Here is a 15,188-nt window from a genome sequence, read left to right on the forward strand (position 1 = left end):
GCCGGGTGGCGTATCGCGATGGCTACAGATTTCATCTGCGCCAGGGCGCGCAAAAAAAACCATAAAAAAAGGGAAAACCCGTCGGTTTTCCCTTGTCAGTTCTTGCGTCCAGGCACAACGCTTTTGGCGCCGGCTCACCTCACCCCGCCTTCTGGGCAGGTGTGCAGCCCGGGGGCCAGGCCCAGCCCGGTGGGGCTGGCGGCCGCGGAGGGCCTGCTTGGGCCCGCCGCCGTGGACGTGTGTCCGGGCAGTGATTCTGAGGTAAAGCTTACGCCCGAGGCCGCGGCAGGTGATTGCGAAAATTGCTCAATCTCAGAGCACTTGCGCAATTTTTCACTCAGCAACCATAATTCACGGCAACCATCGGAAAAGAGAACGCTGTGATGAGCAAGCTGGACCGCTATGACCTGAGTATTCTCGCGCAATTGCAGCGCGACGCGCGCATTTCCAACCAGGAACTGGCCGAACGCATCGGCCTGTCGCCCTCGCCTTGCTCGCGGCGGGTCAAACAGCTTGAAGACGACGGCTACATTGCCCGCCAGGTGGCCCTGCTGGACCGTAAAAAGCTAGGCCTGAGCCTGACCGCCTACGTGTTCATCGGCATGGACCGCCACACCCCCGAACGCTTCGAGAACTTCGAAGCGGTGATCCGCAGCCTACCCCAGGTGCTGGAATGCAGCCTGGTCACCGGCATGGAGGCGGACTACCAACTGAAGGTGGTGGTGCAAGACATGGACCACTACCAGCAGTTGCTGCTGGGCCACCTCACCCGCATCGAGGGGGTGACCAGCGTGCGTTCAAGCTTTGTGCTCAACCAGGTGTTGGGCAGCACGGAGCTGCCACTCACCCACCTGCGTTAGAGCGCGGCAGGCACCTCGCGCCACTGCCCGGGCTGCAAGCCGTCGAGCGCCCACGGGCCGATGCGCACCCGCACCAGGCGCAGGGTGGGCAGGCCGACGGCGGCGGTCATGCGCCGCACCTGGCGGTTGCGGCCCTCGCGGATCACCAACTCAAGCCAGGCGGTGGGCACGCTTTTGCGAAAGCGCACCGGCGGCTGGCGCTCCCACAGCGCGGGCGCCTCCAGCGCGCGGCATTCGGCGGGCAAGGTCGGGCCGTCGTTGAGTTGCACGCCGCTGCGCAGTTGCTGGAGTTGCGCCTCGGTCGGCTCGCCCTCTACCTGCACCCAATAGGTTTTTGGCAATTTGTGCTTGGGGTCGGCGATGCGCGCCTGCAGGCGGCCGTCGTTGGTCAACAGCAGCAGGCCCTCGCTGTCGCGGTCGAGGCGCCCGGCCGGGTACACGCCAGCGACCTCGACGAAATCCTTGAGGGTGGCGCGGCCGGCTTCGTCGTTGAACTGGGTCAGCACATCGAAGGGTTTGTTCAGCAGCAGCAGGCGTGGGCTGGCCGGTGCGGCTTTGGCCACGCGGCGGGGCGCGGAGGGGCGGCGGGGTGGTGCGGGCATGGTCGAGGGCCTGGCAAAGCGAGGCCGCTAGGATAAGCAGCCCCGCCGGTGCAGGCAAACTCAGCGGAACGGCGGTTCGTCGAAGCTGCGCAGCTTGCGCGAGTGCAACGAGTTCAGTTCCGTGCGCAGCAGGTCGAGGGCGGCGATGCCGATCTTCAAATGCTGGCTCACGGCGCGGTTATAGAAGGCGTTGGCCGAGCCGGGCAGCTTGATCTCGCTGTGCAGGGGTTTGTCCGACACGCACAGCAAGGTGCCATACGGCACCCGCAGGCGATAGCCCTGGGCGGCGATGGTGCCGCTTTCCATGTCGACCGCCACGGCCCGCGAGAGGTTGATCAGCGGCCGTTCCTGGGCCCAGCGCAGCTCCCAGTTGCGGTCGTCGTAGGTCAGCACGGTGCCGGTGCGCAGGCGTTTTTTCAGCTCGTCGCCGCGCTCGCCGGTGATCTGCGCGGCGGCTTCCTGCAACGCCAGTTGCACCTCGGCCAGCGCCGGGATCGGAATATGCGGTGGTACCAGGCGGTCGAGGATGCCGTCGCGGCGCATGTAGGCGTGGGCCAGCACGTAGTCGCCGATGGTCTGCGATTGGCGCAGGCCGCCACAGTGGCCGATCATCAGCCAGCAGTGCGGGCGCAGCACGGCCAGGTGGTCGGTGATGTTCTTCGCGTTCGACGGGCCCACGCCGATGTTCACCAGGGTCACGCCGTCGCCGTCGGCGGCGATCAGGTGGTAGGCCGGCATCTGGTAGCGGTGCCACACCACGCTGGCCACCAGCGCCTGGGCCTCGCCGTTGTCCATGCCCTTTTCGATGATCACGTTGCCCGGCATCACCAGGCGCACGAAGCGCGGGTCGGCCTGCAGTTGCTCCAGGCCATGGGCGACGAACTGGTCGACATAACGGTGGTAGTTGGTGAGCAGGATCCACGGCTGCACATGCCGCCAGTCGCTGCCGGTGTAGTGCACCAGGCGGCGCAGGGAGAAGTCCGTGCGCGCGGCGTCGAACAGCGCCAGCGGCAGCGGGCCGCCGCTGCCCCAGTCGTAGAGGCCGTCGGGGATGCTGTCGGTGGCGGCCGAGAGGTCGGTGCTGGGAAACACCCGCGCCAGCTCGGCGGCGGTCACACCGGTGCCGGCCAGCTCATCGCCCTGGTCGACCACATAGGGATAGGGGATGTTCTGCTCGCTTGGGCCCACTTCGAGGGTCACGTCGAAATCCCGCACCAGCGGGCCGAGCTGCTCGAGCAGGTAACTGGAAAACGCCGCCGGCTGGGTCACGGTGACCGCATAAGTGCCCGGTGCCTGCAGCTTGGCGTAGGCGCGGGTGGTGCTGGGCACCTCGCCGTGGGATTGGTATACCACCCGCAGCAGCGGGTAACGAAACAGCTCGCGCTCGGCCGCGCTGGGCTCGGTGCGGTCCTTCAGGTAGCGCTTGAGCGCCTGGCTCAGGGCGCCGGTGGCGCGTGCATGCAGCGATGCCAGGAGGTCTACAGCCGCTTGCGGGCTGGCGGCAACAGTAAAGCTGGGGGTGTTGGCAGTCACGATTCACATCCTTCTGATCTGGCACGCGCCCATCTTGCCTGCAATATTTTGCAAAGGCACCTTCGGCGTCGGCTACACCCCCGGGCTGGCCCGCGCCACCAGCGCCTGTACCGCCACCCCGCGCGGCAAGGTGCCAAAGGCACCGCCGCCGGCGGCCAGGCGGCTGGCGATAAACGCATCGCTGACCTCGCTGTTGCCGGCTTCGAGCAACAGCTTGGCTTGCAGGGTCAGGGCGATGCGCTCGGTCAGGTGGCGGGCGCGGTACTGCACGTCGCGGGTGTCGGCCAGTTCCGCCTTGAGGTTGCCGATGGCGGCGGCCAGCCGCGGCTCGCCCGCGCCGTCGCCGAGTTCGGCGTACAACGCGTCGAGCACGCCGGGTTCTTTGCCCAGCGCGCGCAGCACATCCAGGCACTGCACGTTGCCCGAACCCTCCCAGATCGAGTTCACCGGTGCCTCGCGGTACAGCCGCGGCAGCACGCTGTCTTCGATGTAGCCGGCGCCGCCCAGGCATTCGGCGGCTTCGTTGAGCATCGCCGGGGCGCGCTTGCAAATCCAGTACTTGCCCACCGCCGTGACCAGCCGGGCAAACAGCGCCTGCTGGCGGTCGCCGAGGTGGTCCAGCGCCTGGGCCATGCGCAGGCTCAAGGCCAGCGCGGCTTCGCTCTCGAGGGCGAGGTCGGCCAGCACGTTCTGCATCAGTGGCTGCGCGGCCAGCACGCGCCCGCCGACCTGGCGGTAGGCGCAGTGATGCAGGGCCTGGGTCAGCCCTTGGCGCATCAGCGCGCTGGAACCGACCATGCAGTCGAAGCGGGTCATCGCCACCATCTCGATGATGGTTGGCACGCCCTCGCCCTCTTCACCGATCAGCCAGGCCAGGGCGCCGCGCAGTTCGATTTCGCTGGAGGCGTTGGAACGGTTGCCGAGCTTGTCTTTCAGGCGCTGGATGTACAGCTCGTTGCGGCTGCCGTCGGGGCGGTGGCGCGGCAGCAAGAAACAGCCCAGGCCGCGCTCGGTCTGGGCCAGGGTGAGGAAGGCGTCGCACATCGGCGCCGAGCAGAACCACTTGTGGCCCAGCAGCTCATAGGCCTGGCCGGGGCCGCCCTGGCCCACCGGGTAGGCGCGGGTGGTGTTGGCGCGCACGTCGGTGCCGCCTTGCTTCTCGGTCATGGCCATGCCGATCGTCACCCCAGCCTTGGCCTCGGCCGGTACATTGCGCGGGTCATAGCTGCGCGCCAGCACCTTGGGCAGCCACTGCTCGGCCAGCCCGGGTTGGCGGCGCAAGGCCGGCACGCTGGCGAAGGTCATGGTCAGCGGGCAGCCGCTGCCGGGCTCGGCCTGGGTGTGCAGGTAGGTCATCGCCGCGCGCGCCACGTGGGCGCCAGGGCGCGGCTCGGCCCAGGGCAGCGAGGGCAGGCCGTGCTCCACCGCCGTGCGCATCAACTCGTGGTAGGCCGGGTGAAACTCCACCGCATCGATGCGGTGGCCCTGGCGATCATGGCTGTGGAAGCACGGCGGGTGGGCGTTGGCGAGAAACCCCGCGGCCATCAGCGGGCCGCCTGCCAGCGCGCCATAGGCATCGATGCGCGCCTCGGCCCAACCGCCGCCGAAGCGCTGCACCCAGTGTTGCAGGGGTACATCGACGCGGTAGAGGTTATGGCCATCGAACAAGGGCGGTTGGTTGGTCACCGCGTGGGTTTCGGCGAAGGCGCGCAGGTCCATGGGGGGCTCCAAGGCTGGGGATGCCCTGAAGTGTAGGCGCCGCGCTTGCGCGCGAGGGCGTACTTCATTGCACCACCACGCTGCCGTTGGAATGCCCCGCCAATACGCGGTGTTGCGGGCGATAGGCCGTTAAGCCCCCACTCGCTCCACCGCAGGCTGGCTCAACAACGCCCGCTGCAACGCCGCTTGCAACTCTTCGAAGCGCACCGGCCGCTCCAGCACCTGCTCCACCCCGGCCGCCAGCCAGGCCTCACGCTGCGCCGGCGTGCCACTGGCCAACAACGCCAGCAGCGCTGGCGGGGCCTCGGCGCGGGCGGCGCGCAGCGGCGCGGCCTGGGCCACGCTGTCGAGCAGCACGGCATCCACCGGTTCGGTCTGCAGCAGCGCCAGCGCCGCCTCATAGCCGTCGGCGCTGCGCACCCGGTAACCGAGTTTGAGCAGCATGCCGCGCAACACCAGCAGGTCGACGCTGTGATCGTCGATCAGCAACACCGTGCAGGCCTGGGGCTGGCGCAGCAGCAGTGGCGGAGCCAGCGGGCCGCTGCTGGCCACCGGCAGCTCGCCCTCGACCCAGCCCAGCGCCAGCTCGACCTCGAAGCAACTGCCCTCCCCCGGCACCGAACGGTGCGCCAGGCGCCCGCCGAGCAACTCGATCACCTGCCGGCAGATCGCCAAGCCAATGCCCAGGCCGCCGTGCTCACGGGTCATCGAGCCGTCTACCTGGTAGAAGCGCTGGTACAGCACGTCGTCGTCGAGGTCAAAGCCGATGCCGGTGTCGGTCACCGCGAAGGTGATCACCACCTGGGCGCCGGCTTCGCCGCGCTGGGCCACCGCCAGGCTCACGGCGCCTTTGCGGGTGAACTTGATGGCGTTATCGAGCAGGCAGCCCAAGGCCAAAGCGAGCTTTTTCGAGTCGCCACGCAAACGTTCGGGCAGCGCCGGCCCCACCTCGACGCTGAACGCCAGGCCCTTGGCCTCGGCGCTGGCGGCGTACTGCATGTGCAGGCTTTCGAGCAGCGCGCGCAGGCGGAACGGCTCATGCCGCGGCAGCAGCCGCCCGGCTTGCAGCTCGGAGAGCACAAGGATGTCATCGACCATGCGCATCATGTCGCGCGCCGAGTGGGCGGCGGTCTGTTGGTACTGGGCCAGCTCGGCGTCCATCGGCACGGTTTGCATCAGCTCGAGCGAGCCGATCACGCCGTTCATGGGGGTGCGCAGCTCGTGGGTCAGGGTGGCGAGGAACTCGTCTTTCAGGCGGTTGCTCACCGACAACTGCTGGTTCATCGCCTCGAGCTTCTGCCCGGCCTCGCGCAGCACCCGCGCCTGCTCTTCGCGCATCACGTTGATGCGGTCGGCCAGCGCCAGCGACAGCAGCGCCACTTCCAGCGCCGAACCCAACTGGCTGGCGTACATGGTCAGGAACACGTTCGGCAGCAGGCCCAGCACCATCAGGGTGTTGACCACGCCACCGAGCAAAAAGGCCGTCCAGGCGATCATGAAGTACCGCGCCTGGCGCAGGCCACGCCACCAGGCCAGCACGCCGGTGCAGAAGATCACCAGGGTGAACACCAGCGCCAGCGCCGTGGCCAGGCGCAGCGACAGCGCGTAGCTAGCGGCCAGCGCCAGCACCATCACCAACGCGCCCCAGGCCATCAGGCCCTTGAGCAGGCGGTCGCTCCAGCGGCTGAACTGCGCGGTGCGCAGGAAGTTGCGGGTGAACTGGCAGCCGAAAAAGCCCGCCGCGCCGATGAAGAACGGCGTGGCGGCGTTGGCCCACCAGGGGTTGTTCGGCCAGAGGAATTCCACCCCGGCGCCGTTGACCGATACCTGGTACAGCCCGAACGAGCCAATGTAGAGGATGTAATACAGGTAACTGGTGTCGCGCACGCTGAGGTAGATGAACAGGTTGTACACCAGCATCACCAACAGCACGCCGTAGATCATCCCCAGCACGTACAGGCGCACGGGCTGGTCTTCGAGGTAGGCGGTGGGCGCCCACAGCGCCAGCGGTACCTGCACTGAGCCTTCGCTCTGCACCCGCAGGTACACCACCTTTTCCTGCCCGGGTTCGAAGGGCAGTTCGAACACATAGTTGTTCTGCTTGATCGGCCGGTCGGCCCAGGGCAGTTCGTCGCCGGTGCGCGCGGCCAGTTGGAACTGCCCGCCGGCATCGGCCAGGTAAAGGTCGACGTGGTCCATCGGCGGGTAGGCCAGTTCCAGCAGCCAATGGCGCACGCGGGCAGGTTCTTGCGGGTTGAGGTAGCGCAGCGGCACGCGCACCCAGAAGGCCGAGGTGGAGTACCCCGCGTTGAGCACATCGCTGCCATTGGTGTGCAGCTTGCCGGCCTTCGCGGCGGCCACCACCTGGTCGATGGTCGCCTCGCCGGACGGGTCTTCGAGCACTTGCATCACCCGGCCCAGCGGCAGGGTACGGGTGGCATCATCGAAGTCGACAGCCCCGGCCAGCATCGGCAGCCAGCCAAGCAACAGAATGAGGATATAGCGCATGGTGCCCCAGCTTTACCTGGCCGTAGGACGCCGGGAAGCCCCCATTCCCTAGAGACGGCGTAGCGATCGGCCTGTTTTCGGTTTCGCGGCATCCTAGCATAGCCTTGGGCCATTATGTACGAAGCCGCTTACAAAGCCATACAGCCGCTCTGGCATGCCGCTTACAGGGATTTTCTCGTCGCAAAATGGCACGCTGGGCGGCGAAAAAAGCCTGCCGCCCGGCGCTGCGCCGATGAGCGGATCAGGGCGCTTTGGTGGTAAACTCGCCGCCCATGAATATATACAGCTCCCGCCCCGTTGTGCTGTGCCTGTCTGGCCACGACCCTAGTGGTGGTGCCGGCCTGCAGGCCGATATCGAAGCCCTGTTGGCCCAAGGCTGCCATGCCGCGCCGGCGGTGACCGCACTGACCGTGCAAGACACCGTCAACGTCAGTGACTTCCGCGTGCTCGACCGCGAATGGGTGCTGGCCCAGGCCAACGCCGTGCTGGCCGATTCCACCGTGCGCGCGATCAAGCTGGGCATGCTCGGCTCGCTGGAAATGGTCGACACCGTGGTCAGCATCCTCCAGGCCCACCCGCACATTCCGGTGGTCTGCGACCCAGTGCTGCGCGCGGGCGGCGGTGGCCGCCTGGGCAAAGACGAAGTCGGCTACGCGATCCGCGAAAAACTCCTGCCGCTGGCCACCGTGGCCACGCCCAACCTGCCCGAGGCACGCATCCTCGCCGAACTGCCAGAGGGCAGCGCCGATGACTGCGCGCGCAAGCTCCTGGCCCACGGCCAGCACGTGCTGATCACCGGCGGCCATGGCGATGAAGCCGAGATCCACAACCGCTTCTACGGCCGCGATGGGCTGCGCCAGGTCTCCACTTGCCAGCGCCTGCCGGGCAGCTACCATGGTTCCGGCTGCACCCTGGCCAGCGCCCTGGCCGGCCGCCTGGCCTTGGGCGAAGGCCTTGAAAGCGCGGTGCGCTCGGCGCTCGACTACACCTGGCGCACCCTGCGTGACGCCGAGCAGCTCGGCAAGGGCCAGTACGTGCCGCGCCGCCTGCCGCTCGATTACTGCAGTTGATACGGCCCAGCGAGGTGCCCTTGATGAAACGCCGTGGCCTCTACGCCGTAACCGACCAGGCCTTGCTGGCCAACCGCTTCTTGAGCTACGTGCAGGCGGCCCTCGATGGCGGCCTGGCGCTGCTGCAGTACCGCGACAAAACCCACGACGCCTCGCGCCGCCTGCGTGAAGCCAGCGCCTTGATAAAGCTGTGCGAGCCGTACAAAACCCAGTTGCTGATCAACGACGACGCCGAGTTGGCGGCCAAGCTTGGCGTGGGCGTGCACCTGGGCCAAACCGACGGCCCGCTGCCGGCCGCGCGCACCCTGCTCGGCCGCCAGGCGATCATCGGCGCCACCTGCCACGCCAGCGTCGAGCTGGCCCGCCAGGCCGCGGCGCAAGGCGCCAGCTATGTGGCATTCGGGCGCTTTTACGACTCCGCGGTCAAACCCCAGGCCGCGCCGGCCAGCCTGGCTGTGCTGGAGCAGGCCCGCGCCGAACTGAAACTGCCCATCTGCGTGATCGGCGGCATAACCGTGGAGAACGCCGCGCCGCTGGTCGAGCGCGGCGCCGACCTCCTCGCGGTGATCGGTGGCCTGTTCAACGCCGACACTCCCCAGGACGTCACCCGCCGGGCCCGCGCCTTCAATGCGCTGCTGGGCCTCTGACCGTTTTCCCCGTTTTCGAGAGTACTTGCCATGTCCCGTTCCGAAACCCTGTTCGAACACGCGCAAAAACACATCCCCGGCGGGGTCAACTCGCCGGTGCGCGCCTTCAAGAGCGTTGGCGGCACGCCGCTGTTCTTCAAGCATGCCGAAGGCGCCTACGTGGTCGATGAAGACGACAAGCGCTACGTGGATTACGTCGGCTCCTGGGGGCCGATGATCCTCGGCCACAGCCACCCCGAGGTGCTCGGTGCGGTGCGCGCCCAGCTCGACCACGGCCTGAGCTACGGCGCGCCGACCGCGCTGGAAACCGAAATGGCCGAGTTGGTGTGCAGCCTGGTGCCGTCGATGGAAATGGTACGGATGGTCAGCTCGGGCACCGAGGCGACCATGAGCGCCATTCGCCTGGCCCGTGGCTACACCGGCCGCGACAGCATCATCAAGTTCGAGGGCTGCTACCACGGCCACTCCGACAGCCTGCTGGTCAAGGCCGGCTCCGGCGCCCTGACCCTCGGCGTGCCCAGCTCGCCCGGCGTGCCGGCGGCGTTCGCCCAGCACACCCTGACCCTGCCCTTCAACAACCTGGCCGAAGTCGAGAAGCTGCTCGCCCGCCAGGGCGATGAAGTGGCGTGCATCATCGTCGAGCCGGTGGCCGGCAACATGAACTGCGTACCACCGGCCGAAGGCTTTTTGCAGGGCCTGCGCCAGTTGTGCGACCAGCACGGCGTGGTGCTGATTTTCGACGAAGTGATGACCGGTTTCCGCGTCGCCCTCGGCGGCGCCCAGGCCTACTACGGGGTCACCCCAGACCTTTCCACCTTCGGCAAGATCATCGGCGGCGGCATGCCGGTGGGCTGCTTCGGCGGCAAGCGCGCGATCATGTCGCACATCGCCCCGCTGGGCCCGGTGTACCAGGCCGGCACCCTGTCGGGTAACCCACTGGCGATGGCCGCCGGCCTGACCACCCTGCGGCTGATCAGCCAGCCGGGCTTCCACGAGCGCCTGAGCGCGTTCACCACGCGCCTGCTCAGCGGCCTGCAGCAACGCGCCGCCGCCGCTGGCGTGCCGTTCGTGACCACCCAGGCCGGCGGCATGTTCGGGCTGTACTTCAGCGATGCCAGCAGCATCGTGACCTTCGAAGACGTGATGGCCAGCGACGCCGAACGCTTCAAGCGCTTTTTCCACTACATGCTCGAAGGCGGCGTGTACCTGGCGCCCAGCGCCTTCGAAGCCGGCTTCACCTCGATCGCCCATGGCGACGCGGAACTGGCCATCACCCTGGAGGCCGCGGAGCGCGCATTCGCCCGCCTGTGAGCCTTGCCGCGGCGCTGTTCAAGGGCACCGCCGCGGCACAGTTGGTAAAAAAGCCGGTAAACACTTTGTAAGCGGCCCCCGGCTTATTTCATAATGTAGTGAAAGTGATTCCAGGGTAGCCACGTGCTACCGCGCAGAGGTACCGCATTCCCCATGAACCGCACCGGCCGCGCCCTGGCATTGGGCTGCCTGTTGCTCGCACAGCCCCTGCTGGCCCAGGCAGACGGGAACTCGCTGCTGGTCCCGGCTCAGGGCCACTGCAGCCTCGACGCCGTGCCCGCCGACCTTGCCCAGGCCGTGGCCAGCTGCCAGCAGCAGGCCAAGGCCGGTGACGCGCAGGCGCAATACGAGCTGGGTGCGTTCTACTACGACGGCAAGGCCACCACCCAGGACCTCCCCCAGGCGCTGAACTACTTCGAGCAGGCCTCGCTGCAGGGCCACCCCGAGGCGCAGTACCGGCTGGGGCTGATGTTCTTCCACGGCGAAGCGGTGCCGGCCAACAACATCCAGGCTTACATCGTGCTGAAGATGGCCGCCGTCAACGGCGCCGAAGACGCCCTCGACAGCGCCGATGAAGTGCAAGAGCAGATGAGCCCGCAAGACTTGAACACCGCCACCCAGGTGCTGGGGCAGATTTTCCGCAAATACCTGAACGAGCTGCAAACGGCGGACGGGCGCACGCCGTTTTCGCCGCTGCCGTAGGGCTGCCTGGGCCTTTGCCCAGGCGCTACTTCTGCGGCGCCGGCACCGGAAACGGCATCACGTTGCCCATGCTCGGGGCTTCGGAAATCTTCGCCGTGCCCAGGCGCTCGACCTCATCGATACGCACGATCGCGTGCATCGGCACGAAACTGCGCTTCACGCCCTCGAACTGCGCCTTGAGCTTTTCTTCGGCGGGGTCGACGATCACCTGGGTGCGCTCGCCGAACACGAATTCCTCGACCTCCAGAAACCCCCACAGCTCGCTCTGGAAGATCTGCCGGGCGTACATCTCGAACACCTGGCCCTGGTTGAGGAATATCACGCGGTAAATGGACGGTTGCTCTTGGCTCATCGGGGCGCATAACGGCTAGTAAGGGAAGACGCGCAGCATACCACAGCCATAGGGCGGGCCACCCTAGGAAGCCGGCGCATACCCCACTATAATGCGCGGTCCTTTGCAGCCGCCTGATGAACGCGTAATGGCCAAGAAGCTTTATATCGAAACCCACGGTTGCCAGATGAACGAGTACGACAGCTCGCGCATGGTCGACCTGCTGGGCGAACACCAAGCCCTTGAGGTCACCGCACGCGCCGAAGACGCCGACGTGATCCTGCTCAACACTTGCTCGATCCGCGAGCGGGCCCAGGACCGGGTGTTCTCGCAACTGGGCCGCTGGCGCGAGCTCAAAGACGCCAAGCCCGACATGGTGATCGCCGTGGGTGGCTGCGTGGCCAGCCAGGAAGGCCAGGCGATCCGCGACCGCGCGCCCTATGTAGACGTGGTGTTCGGCCCGCAAACCCTGCACCGCCTGCCGGAAATGATCGACGCCGTGCGCCAGACCCACGTGCCGCAAGTCGACATCTCGTTCCCGGAAATCGAAAAATTCGACCACCTGCCCGAGCCTCGGGTCGACGGCCCGGCGGCGTACGTGTCGGTGATGGAAGGCTGCAGCAAGTACTGCACCTTCTGCGTGGTGCCCTATACCCGCGGCCATGAAGTCAGCCGCCCGTTCGAAGACGTGATCGCCGAGGTCATCCACCTGGCCGACAACGGCGTGCGCGAGGTCACCCTGCTCGGGCAGAACGTCAACGGCTACCGTGGCGCCACCGCCGATGGCCGCCTGGCCGACCTCGCCGAGTTGATCCGCGTGGTCGCCGCGGTCGATGGCGTGGAGCGGGTGCGCTACACCACCTCGCACCCGCTGGAGTTCTCCGACAGCCTGATCCAGGCCCACGCCGAGGTGCCGGAGCTGGTCAAGCACCTGCACCTGCCGGTGCAGTCCGGTTCGGACCGGGTGCTGGCGGCGATGAAGCGCAACCACACCATCCTCGAGTACAAGTCCAAGCTGCGCAAACTCAAGGCCGCGGTGCCGGATATTTGCATCAGCTCCGATTTCATCGTGGGTTTCCCGGGTGAAACCGAACAGGACTTCGAGCAAACCCTCAAGCTGGTGGCCGACGTCGGCATGGATTTCTCCTACTCGTTCGTTTACAGCCGCCGCCCCGGCACCCCCGCCGCGGACCTCGCCGACACCACCTCCGACGAGGTCAAGCGCGAGCGCCTGGCGCGCCTGCAGCACCTGCTCGACCGCCAGGGCTTCGAGATCAGCCGACGGATGGTCGGCAGCACCCAGCGCATTCTGGTCACCGACTTTTCCAAGCGCGACCCGGGCGAGCTCAAGGGCCGCACGGCGAACAACCGCATCGTCAACTTCAAGTGCGCCGACCCCACCCTGATCGGCCAGTTTGCCGACGTGCACATCGACGAAGCCCACCCCCATTCGCTGCGCGGCTCGCTGTTGCAGTAAGCGGTAACGGTTCGCGGGCAAGGGGGCGGCTTTCCCCTTCTCGCAACCGGGGTTATCCTTGAAGCCAATCCCAATGCCGTAGAGCGGCCATCAAACCACCTTGAACGCACCCATAGAACCTCATCGCTTCACCCTCGAGCCCTTCGAAGCACGCCGCTTCGCCAACCTGTGTGGGCAATTCGACGAACACCTGCGCCTGATCGAGCAACGCCTGGAGGTCGAAATCCGCAACCGCGGCAACCAGTTCGAACTGGTCGGCGAGCCCGGCCTGACCAACGCCGCCGAACTGCTGCTGCGCCGCTTGTACCGTGAAACCAAGGCCACCGAGCTGTCTCCGGACACCGTGCACCTGTTCCTGCAGGAGTCGGCCATCGAAGACCTGGCCAACCCGGGCAGCCATGAGCCAGCCGTGGCGTTGCGCACCCGCAAGGGCATGATCCGCCCACGTGGGGTCAATCAGCAGAAGTACGTGAAAGAAATCCTCGGTAACGATATCAACTTCGGTATCGGCCCGGCGGGCACCGGCAAAACCTACCTGGCGGTGGCCTGCGCGGTGGATGCCCTGGAGCGCGAGCAAGTGCGGCGCATCCTGCTGGTGCGCCCGGCGGTCGAGGCCGGCGAGAAGCTCGGCTTTCTCCCCGGCGACCTCGCGCAAAAAATCGACCCCTACCTGCGCCCACTCTACGACGCTCTCTACGAGATGCTCGGTTTCGAGCACGTGGCCAAGCTGATCGAGCGCCAGGTGATCGAAATCGCCCCGCTGGCCTACATGCGCGGGCGCACGCTGAACAACAGCTTCATCATCCTCGACGAAAGCCAGAACACCACCACCGAGCAGATGAAAATGTTCCTCACCCGGATCGGCTTCGGCTCTACCGCGGTGATCACCGGCGACATCACCCAGGTCGACCTGCCCAAGGGCACCAAGTCCGGCCTGGCCCACGTGATGGACGTGCTCCACGAGGTACCGGGCATCAGCTTCACCCACTTCAAGCCCAAAGACGTGGTCCGCCACCCGCTGGTGCAGCGTATCGTCGAAGCCTACGAGCGCTACGACGGCCAGCAGCAAGGCAACCGCCACAATGGTTGAACTCGACCTGCAACAGGCCTGCGATGCCCCAGCCCCCAGTGCCGCCAGCTTCCAGCAATGGTGCGAACTGGCCCTGCGCCAGCGCCAGGGCGATTCCGAGCTGACCATTCGCCTGGTGGATGAAACCGAAGGCCGCGAACTGAACCATACCTACCGGCACAAGGACTACCCCACCAACGTGCTGTCGTTCCCGGCCGACGTGCCCGACGACATGCTCGACATCCCGCTGCTCGGCGACCTGGTGATCTGCACCGCGGTGGTCGAGCGCGAGGCGCGCGAGCAAGGCAAGGCGCCGATGGCGCATTGGGCGCACATGGTGATCCACGGCTGCCTGCATTTGCTGGGCTATGACCACCTCGAAGATGAAGAAGCCGAGGAAATGGAAAGCCTGGAACGGGAGTTGCTTGCTGAACTGGGCTACCCCGACCCCTACGCCGACGACGACATCGGCACCCACAACCCTGAAGCACCCAAGGAATCCGAGTAAGCGCTATGAGCGAAGATCGATCGAGCAACGGGCAGAAGTCCTGGCTGGAAAAGATCACCCAGGCTTTTGCCCATGAGCCGAAAAACCGCCAGGAACTGCTGGAACTGCTGCGCGAAGCGCACCAGAACAAGCTCCTGGACAGCGAAGCACTGACCATCGTTGAAGGCGCCATCCAGGTGGCCGACCTCCAGGTTCGCGACATCATGGTCCCGCGTTCGCAAATGATCAGCATCAAGGTCAGCCAAACGCCCCGTGAATTCCTCCCGGCGGTGATCGACGCGGCCCACTCGCGCTACCCGGTCGTGGGCGAAAGCCACGACGACGTGCTCGGCATCCTGCTGGCCAAAGACCTGCTGCCGTTGATCCTTCAGGAAAACGCCGACAGCGGTAACCTCAAAGACCTACTGCGCCCTGCCACCTTTGTACCCGAATCCAAGCGCCTGAACGTGCTGCTGCGCGAGTTTCGCGCCAACCACAACCACATGGCCGTGGTGATCGACGAATACGGCGGCGTGGCGGGCCTGGTGACCATCGAAGACGTGCTCGAGCAGATCGTCGGCGACATCGAAGACGAACATGACGTCGAGGAAGACAGCTACATCAAGCCGTTGCCCAGTGGCGACTTCCTGGTCAAGGCGTTGACCCCGATCGAGAACTTCAACGAGTTCTTCGACAGCGAGTTTTCCGACGACGAATTCGACACCGTCGGCGGCCTGGTGATGAGCGCCTTCGGCCACCTGCCCAAACGCAATGAAACCACTGAAATCGGTGCCTACCGCTTCCGCATTCTCAATGCCGACAGCCGCCGCATCCACCTATTGCGCCTGACCCCGCTGAACCGGTAAGGATTT

The 15,188-nt window shown here is 66.4% G+C and carries 14 protein-coding genes; 9 read left to right on the plus strand and 5 right to left on the minus strand.

All coding sequences use genetic code 11. The annotated features are described in order from the left end of the window. Nucleotides 1-383: 383 nt before the first annotated feature. Entirely contained in the window at nt 384-860 is a 477-nt protein-coding gene (locus ACFZCE_RS02350; RefSeq protein WP_390935695.1) for a winged helix-turn-helix transcriptional regulator, read from the plus strand. Here the strand turns inward: ACFZCE_RS02350 and ACFZCE_RS02355 are convergent. The 4 genes from ACFZCE_RS02355 to ACFZCE_RS02370 all read right to left on the minus strand — a co-directional run bounded on the left by ACFZCE_RS02355 (nt 857) and on the right by ACFZCE_RS02370 (nt 7,222). After that, entirely contained in the window at nt 857-1,423 is a 567-nt protein-coding gene (locus ACFZCE_RS02355; protein ID WP_390936433.1) for a pseudouridine synthase, read from the minus strand. The two genes, ACFZCE_RS02350 and ACFZCE_RS02355, sit on opposite strands and share 4 nt — an antisense overlap. 99 nt (nt 1,424-1,522) lie before the next feature. Then, nucleotides 1,523-2,995: an AMP nucleosidase gene (gene amn / locus ACFZCE_RS02360; RefSeq protein WP_390935697.1), complete on the minus strand. Its 1,473-nt coding sequence runs from the start codon at nt 2,993-2,995 to the stop codon at nt 1,523-1,525. Nucleotides 2,996-3,067: 72 nt separating this feature from the next. After that, nucleotides 3,068-4,714 carry an acyl-CoA dehydrogenase family protein gene (locus ACFZCE_RS02365; protein ID WP_390935699.1) on the minus strand — a complete coding sequence of 549 codons (1,647 nt, stop codon included), beginning with the start codon at nt 4,712-4,714 and terminating at the stop codon, nt 3,068-3,070. Between the two features lie 129 nt (nt 4,715-4,843). After that, nucleotides 4,844-7,222, minus strand: coding sequence for a 7TM diverse intracellular signaling domain-containing protein (locus tag ACFZCE_RS02370; protein WP_390935701.1), 2,379 nt, complete (start codon nt 7,220-7,222; stop codon nt 4,844-4,846). 272 nt (nt 7,223-7,494) lie between these two features. On the opposite strand from ACFZCE_RS02370, the gene ACFZCE_RS02375 reads away from it, so the two are divergent. The 4 genes from ACFZCE_RS02375 to ACFZCE_RS02390 all read left to right on the plus strand — a co-directional run bounded on the left by ACFZCE_RS02375 (nt 7,495) and on the right by ACFZCE_RS02390 (nt 10,952). Continuing rightward, complete coding sequence (locus tag ACFZCE_RS02375) at nt 7,495-8,292, plus strand: PfkB family carbohydrate kinase (protein ID WP_390935703.1); 798 nt, start codon at nt 7,495-7,497, stop codon at nt 8,290-8,292. A 23-nt stretch (nt 8,293-8,315) separates the two neighbouring features. After that, nucleotides 8,316-8,939, plus strand: a complete 624-nt coding sequence (thiE, locus tag ACFZCE_RS02380) for a thiamine phosphate synthase (RefSeq protein WP_390935705.1) — start codon at nt 8,316-8,318, stop codon at nt 8,937-8,939. A gap of 30 nt (nt 8,940-8,969) precedes the next feature. After that, nucleotides 8,970-10,250: a glutamate-1-semialdehyde 2,1-aminomutase gene (gene hemL / locus ACFZCE_RS02385; RefSeq protein ID WP_390935707.1), complete on the plus strand. Its 1,281-nt coding sequence runs from the start codon at nt 8,970-8,972 to the stop codon at nt 10,248-10,250. A 153-nt stretch (nt 10,251-10,403) separates the two neighbouring features. Further along, nucleotides 10,404-10,952 carry a tetratricopeptide repeat protein gene (locus ACFZCE_RS02390; protein WP_390935708.1) on the plus strand — a complete coding sequence of 183 codons (549 nt, stop codon included), beginning with the start codon at nt 10,404-10,406 and terminating at the stop codon, nt 10,950-10,952. Nucleotides 10,953-10,977: 25 nt separating this feature from the next. On the opposite strand, the gene ACFZCE_RS02395 is transcribed toward ACFZCE_RS02390, so the two are convergent. Then, nucleotides 10,978-11,304, minus strand: coding sequence for a DUF1820 family protein (locus ACFZCE_RS02395; protein WP_390935710.1), 327 nt, complete (start codon nt 11,302-11,304; stop codon nt 10,978-10,980). Nucleotides 11,305-11,431: 127 nt separating this feature from the next. Here ACFZCE_RS02395 and miaB point away from each other — a divergent pair, with 127 nt between their 5' ends. The 4 genes from miaB to ACFZCE_RS02415 all read left to right on the plus strand — a co-directional run bounded on the left by miaB (nt 11,432) and on the right by ACFZCE_RS02415 (nt 15,182). Continuing rightward, on the plus strand, nt 11,432-12,760 hold the full coding sequence (gene miaB, locus ACFZCE_RS02400) for a tRNA (N6-isopentenyl adenosine(37)-C2)-methylthiotransferase MiaB (protein WP_390935712.1): 1,329 nt from the start codon (nt 11,432-11,434) through the stop codon (nt 12,758-12,760). A 100-nt stretch (nt 12,761-12,860) separates the two neighbouring features. Beyond that, nucleotides 12,861-13,850 carry a PhoH family protein gene (locus tag ACFZCE_RS02405; protein ID WP_390935713.1) on the plus strand — a complete coding sequence of 330 codons (990 nt, stop codon included), beginning with the start codon at nt 12,861-12,863 and terminating at the stop codon, nt 13,848-13,850. Continuing rightward, a complete protein-coding gene (gene ybeY, locus ACFZCE_RS02410; protein WP_390935715.1) occupies nt 13,843-14,337 on the plus strand; it encodes an rRNA maturation RNase YbeY in 495 nt (164 codons plus the stop codon). The genes ACFZCE_RS02405 and ybeY overlap by 8 nt, the downstream gene beginning before the upstream one ends. A 5-nt stretch (nt 14,338-14,342) precedes the next feature. After that, nucleotides 14,343-15,182, plus strand: a complete 840-nt coding sequence (locus ACFZCE_RS02415; RefSeq protein WP_390935717.1) for a transporter associated domain-containing protein — start codon at nt 14,343-14,345, stop codon at nt 15,180-15,182. Nucleotides 15,183-15,188 lie beyond the last annotated feature (6 nt).

Source organism: Pseudomonas sp. NPDC007930 (assembly GCF_042958985.1).
Taxonomy (GTDB): Bacteria; Pseudomonadota; Gammaproteobacteria; order Pseudomonadales; family Pseudomonadaceae; genus Aquipseudomonas.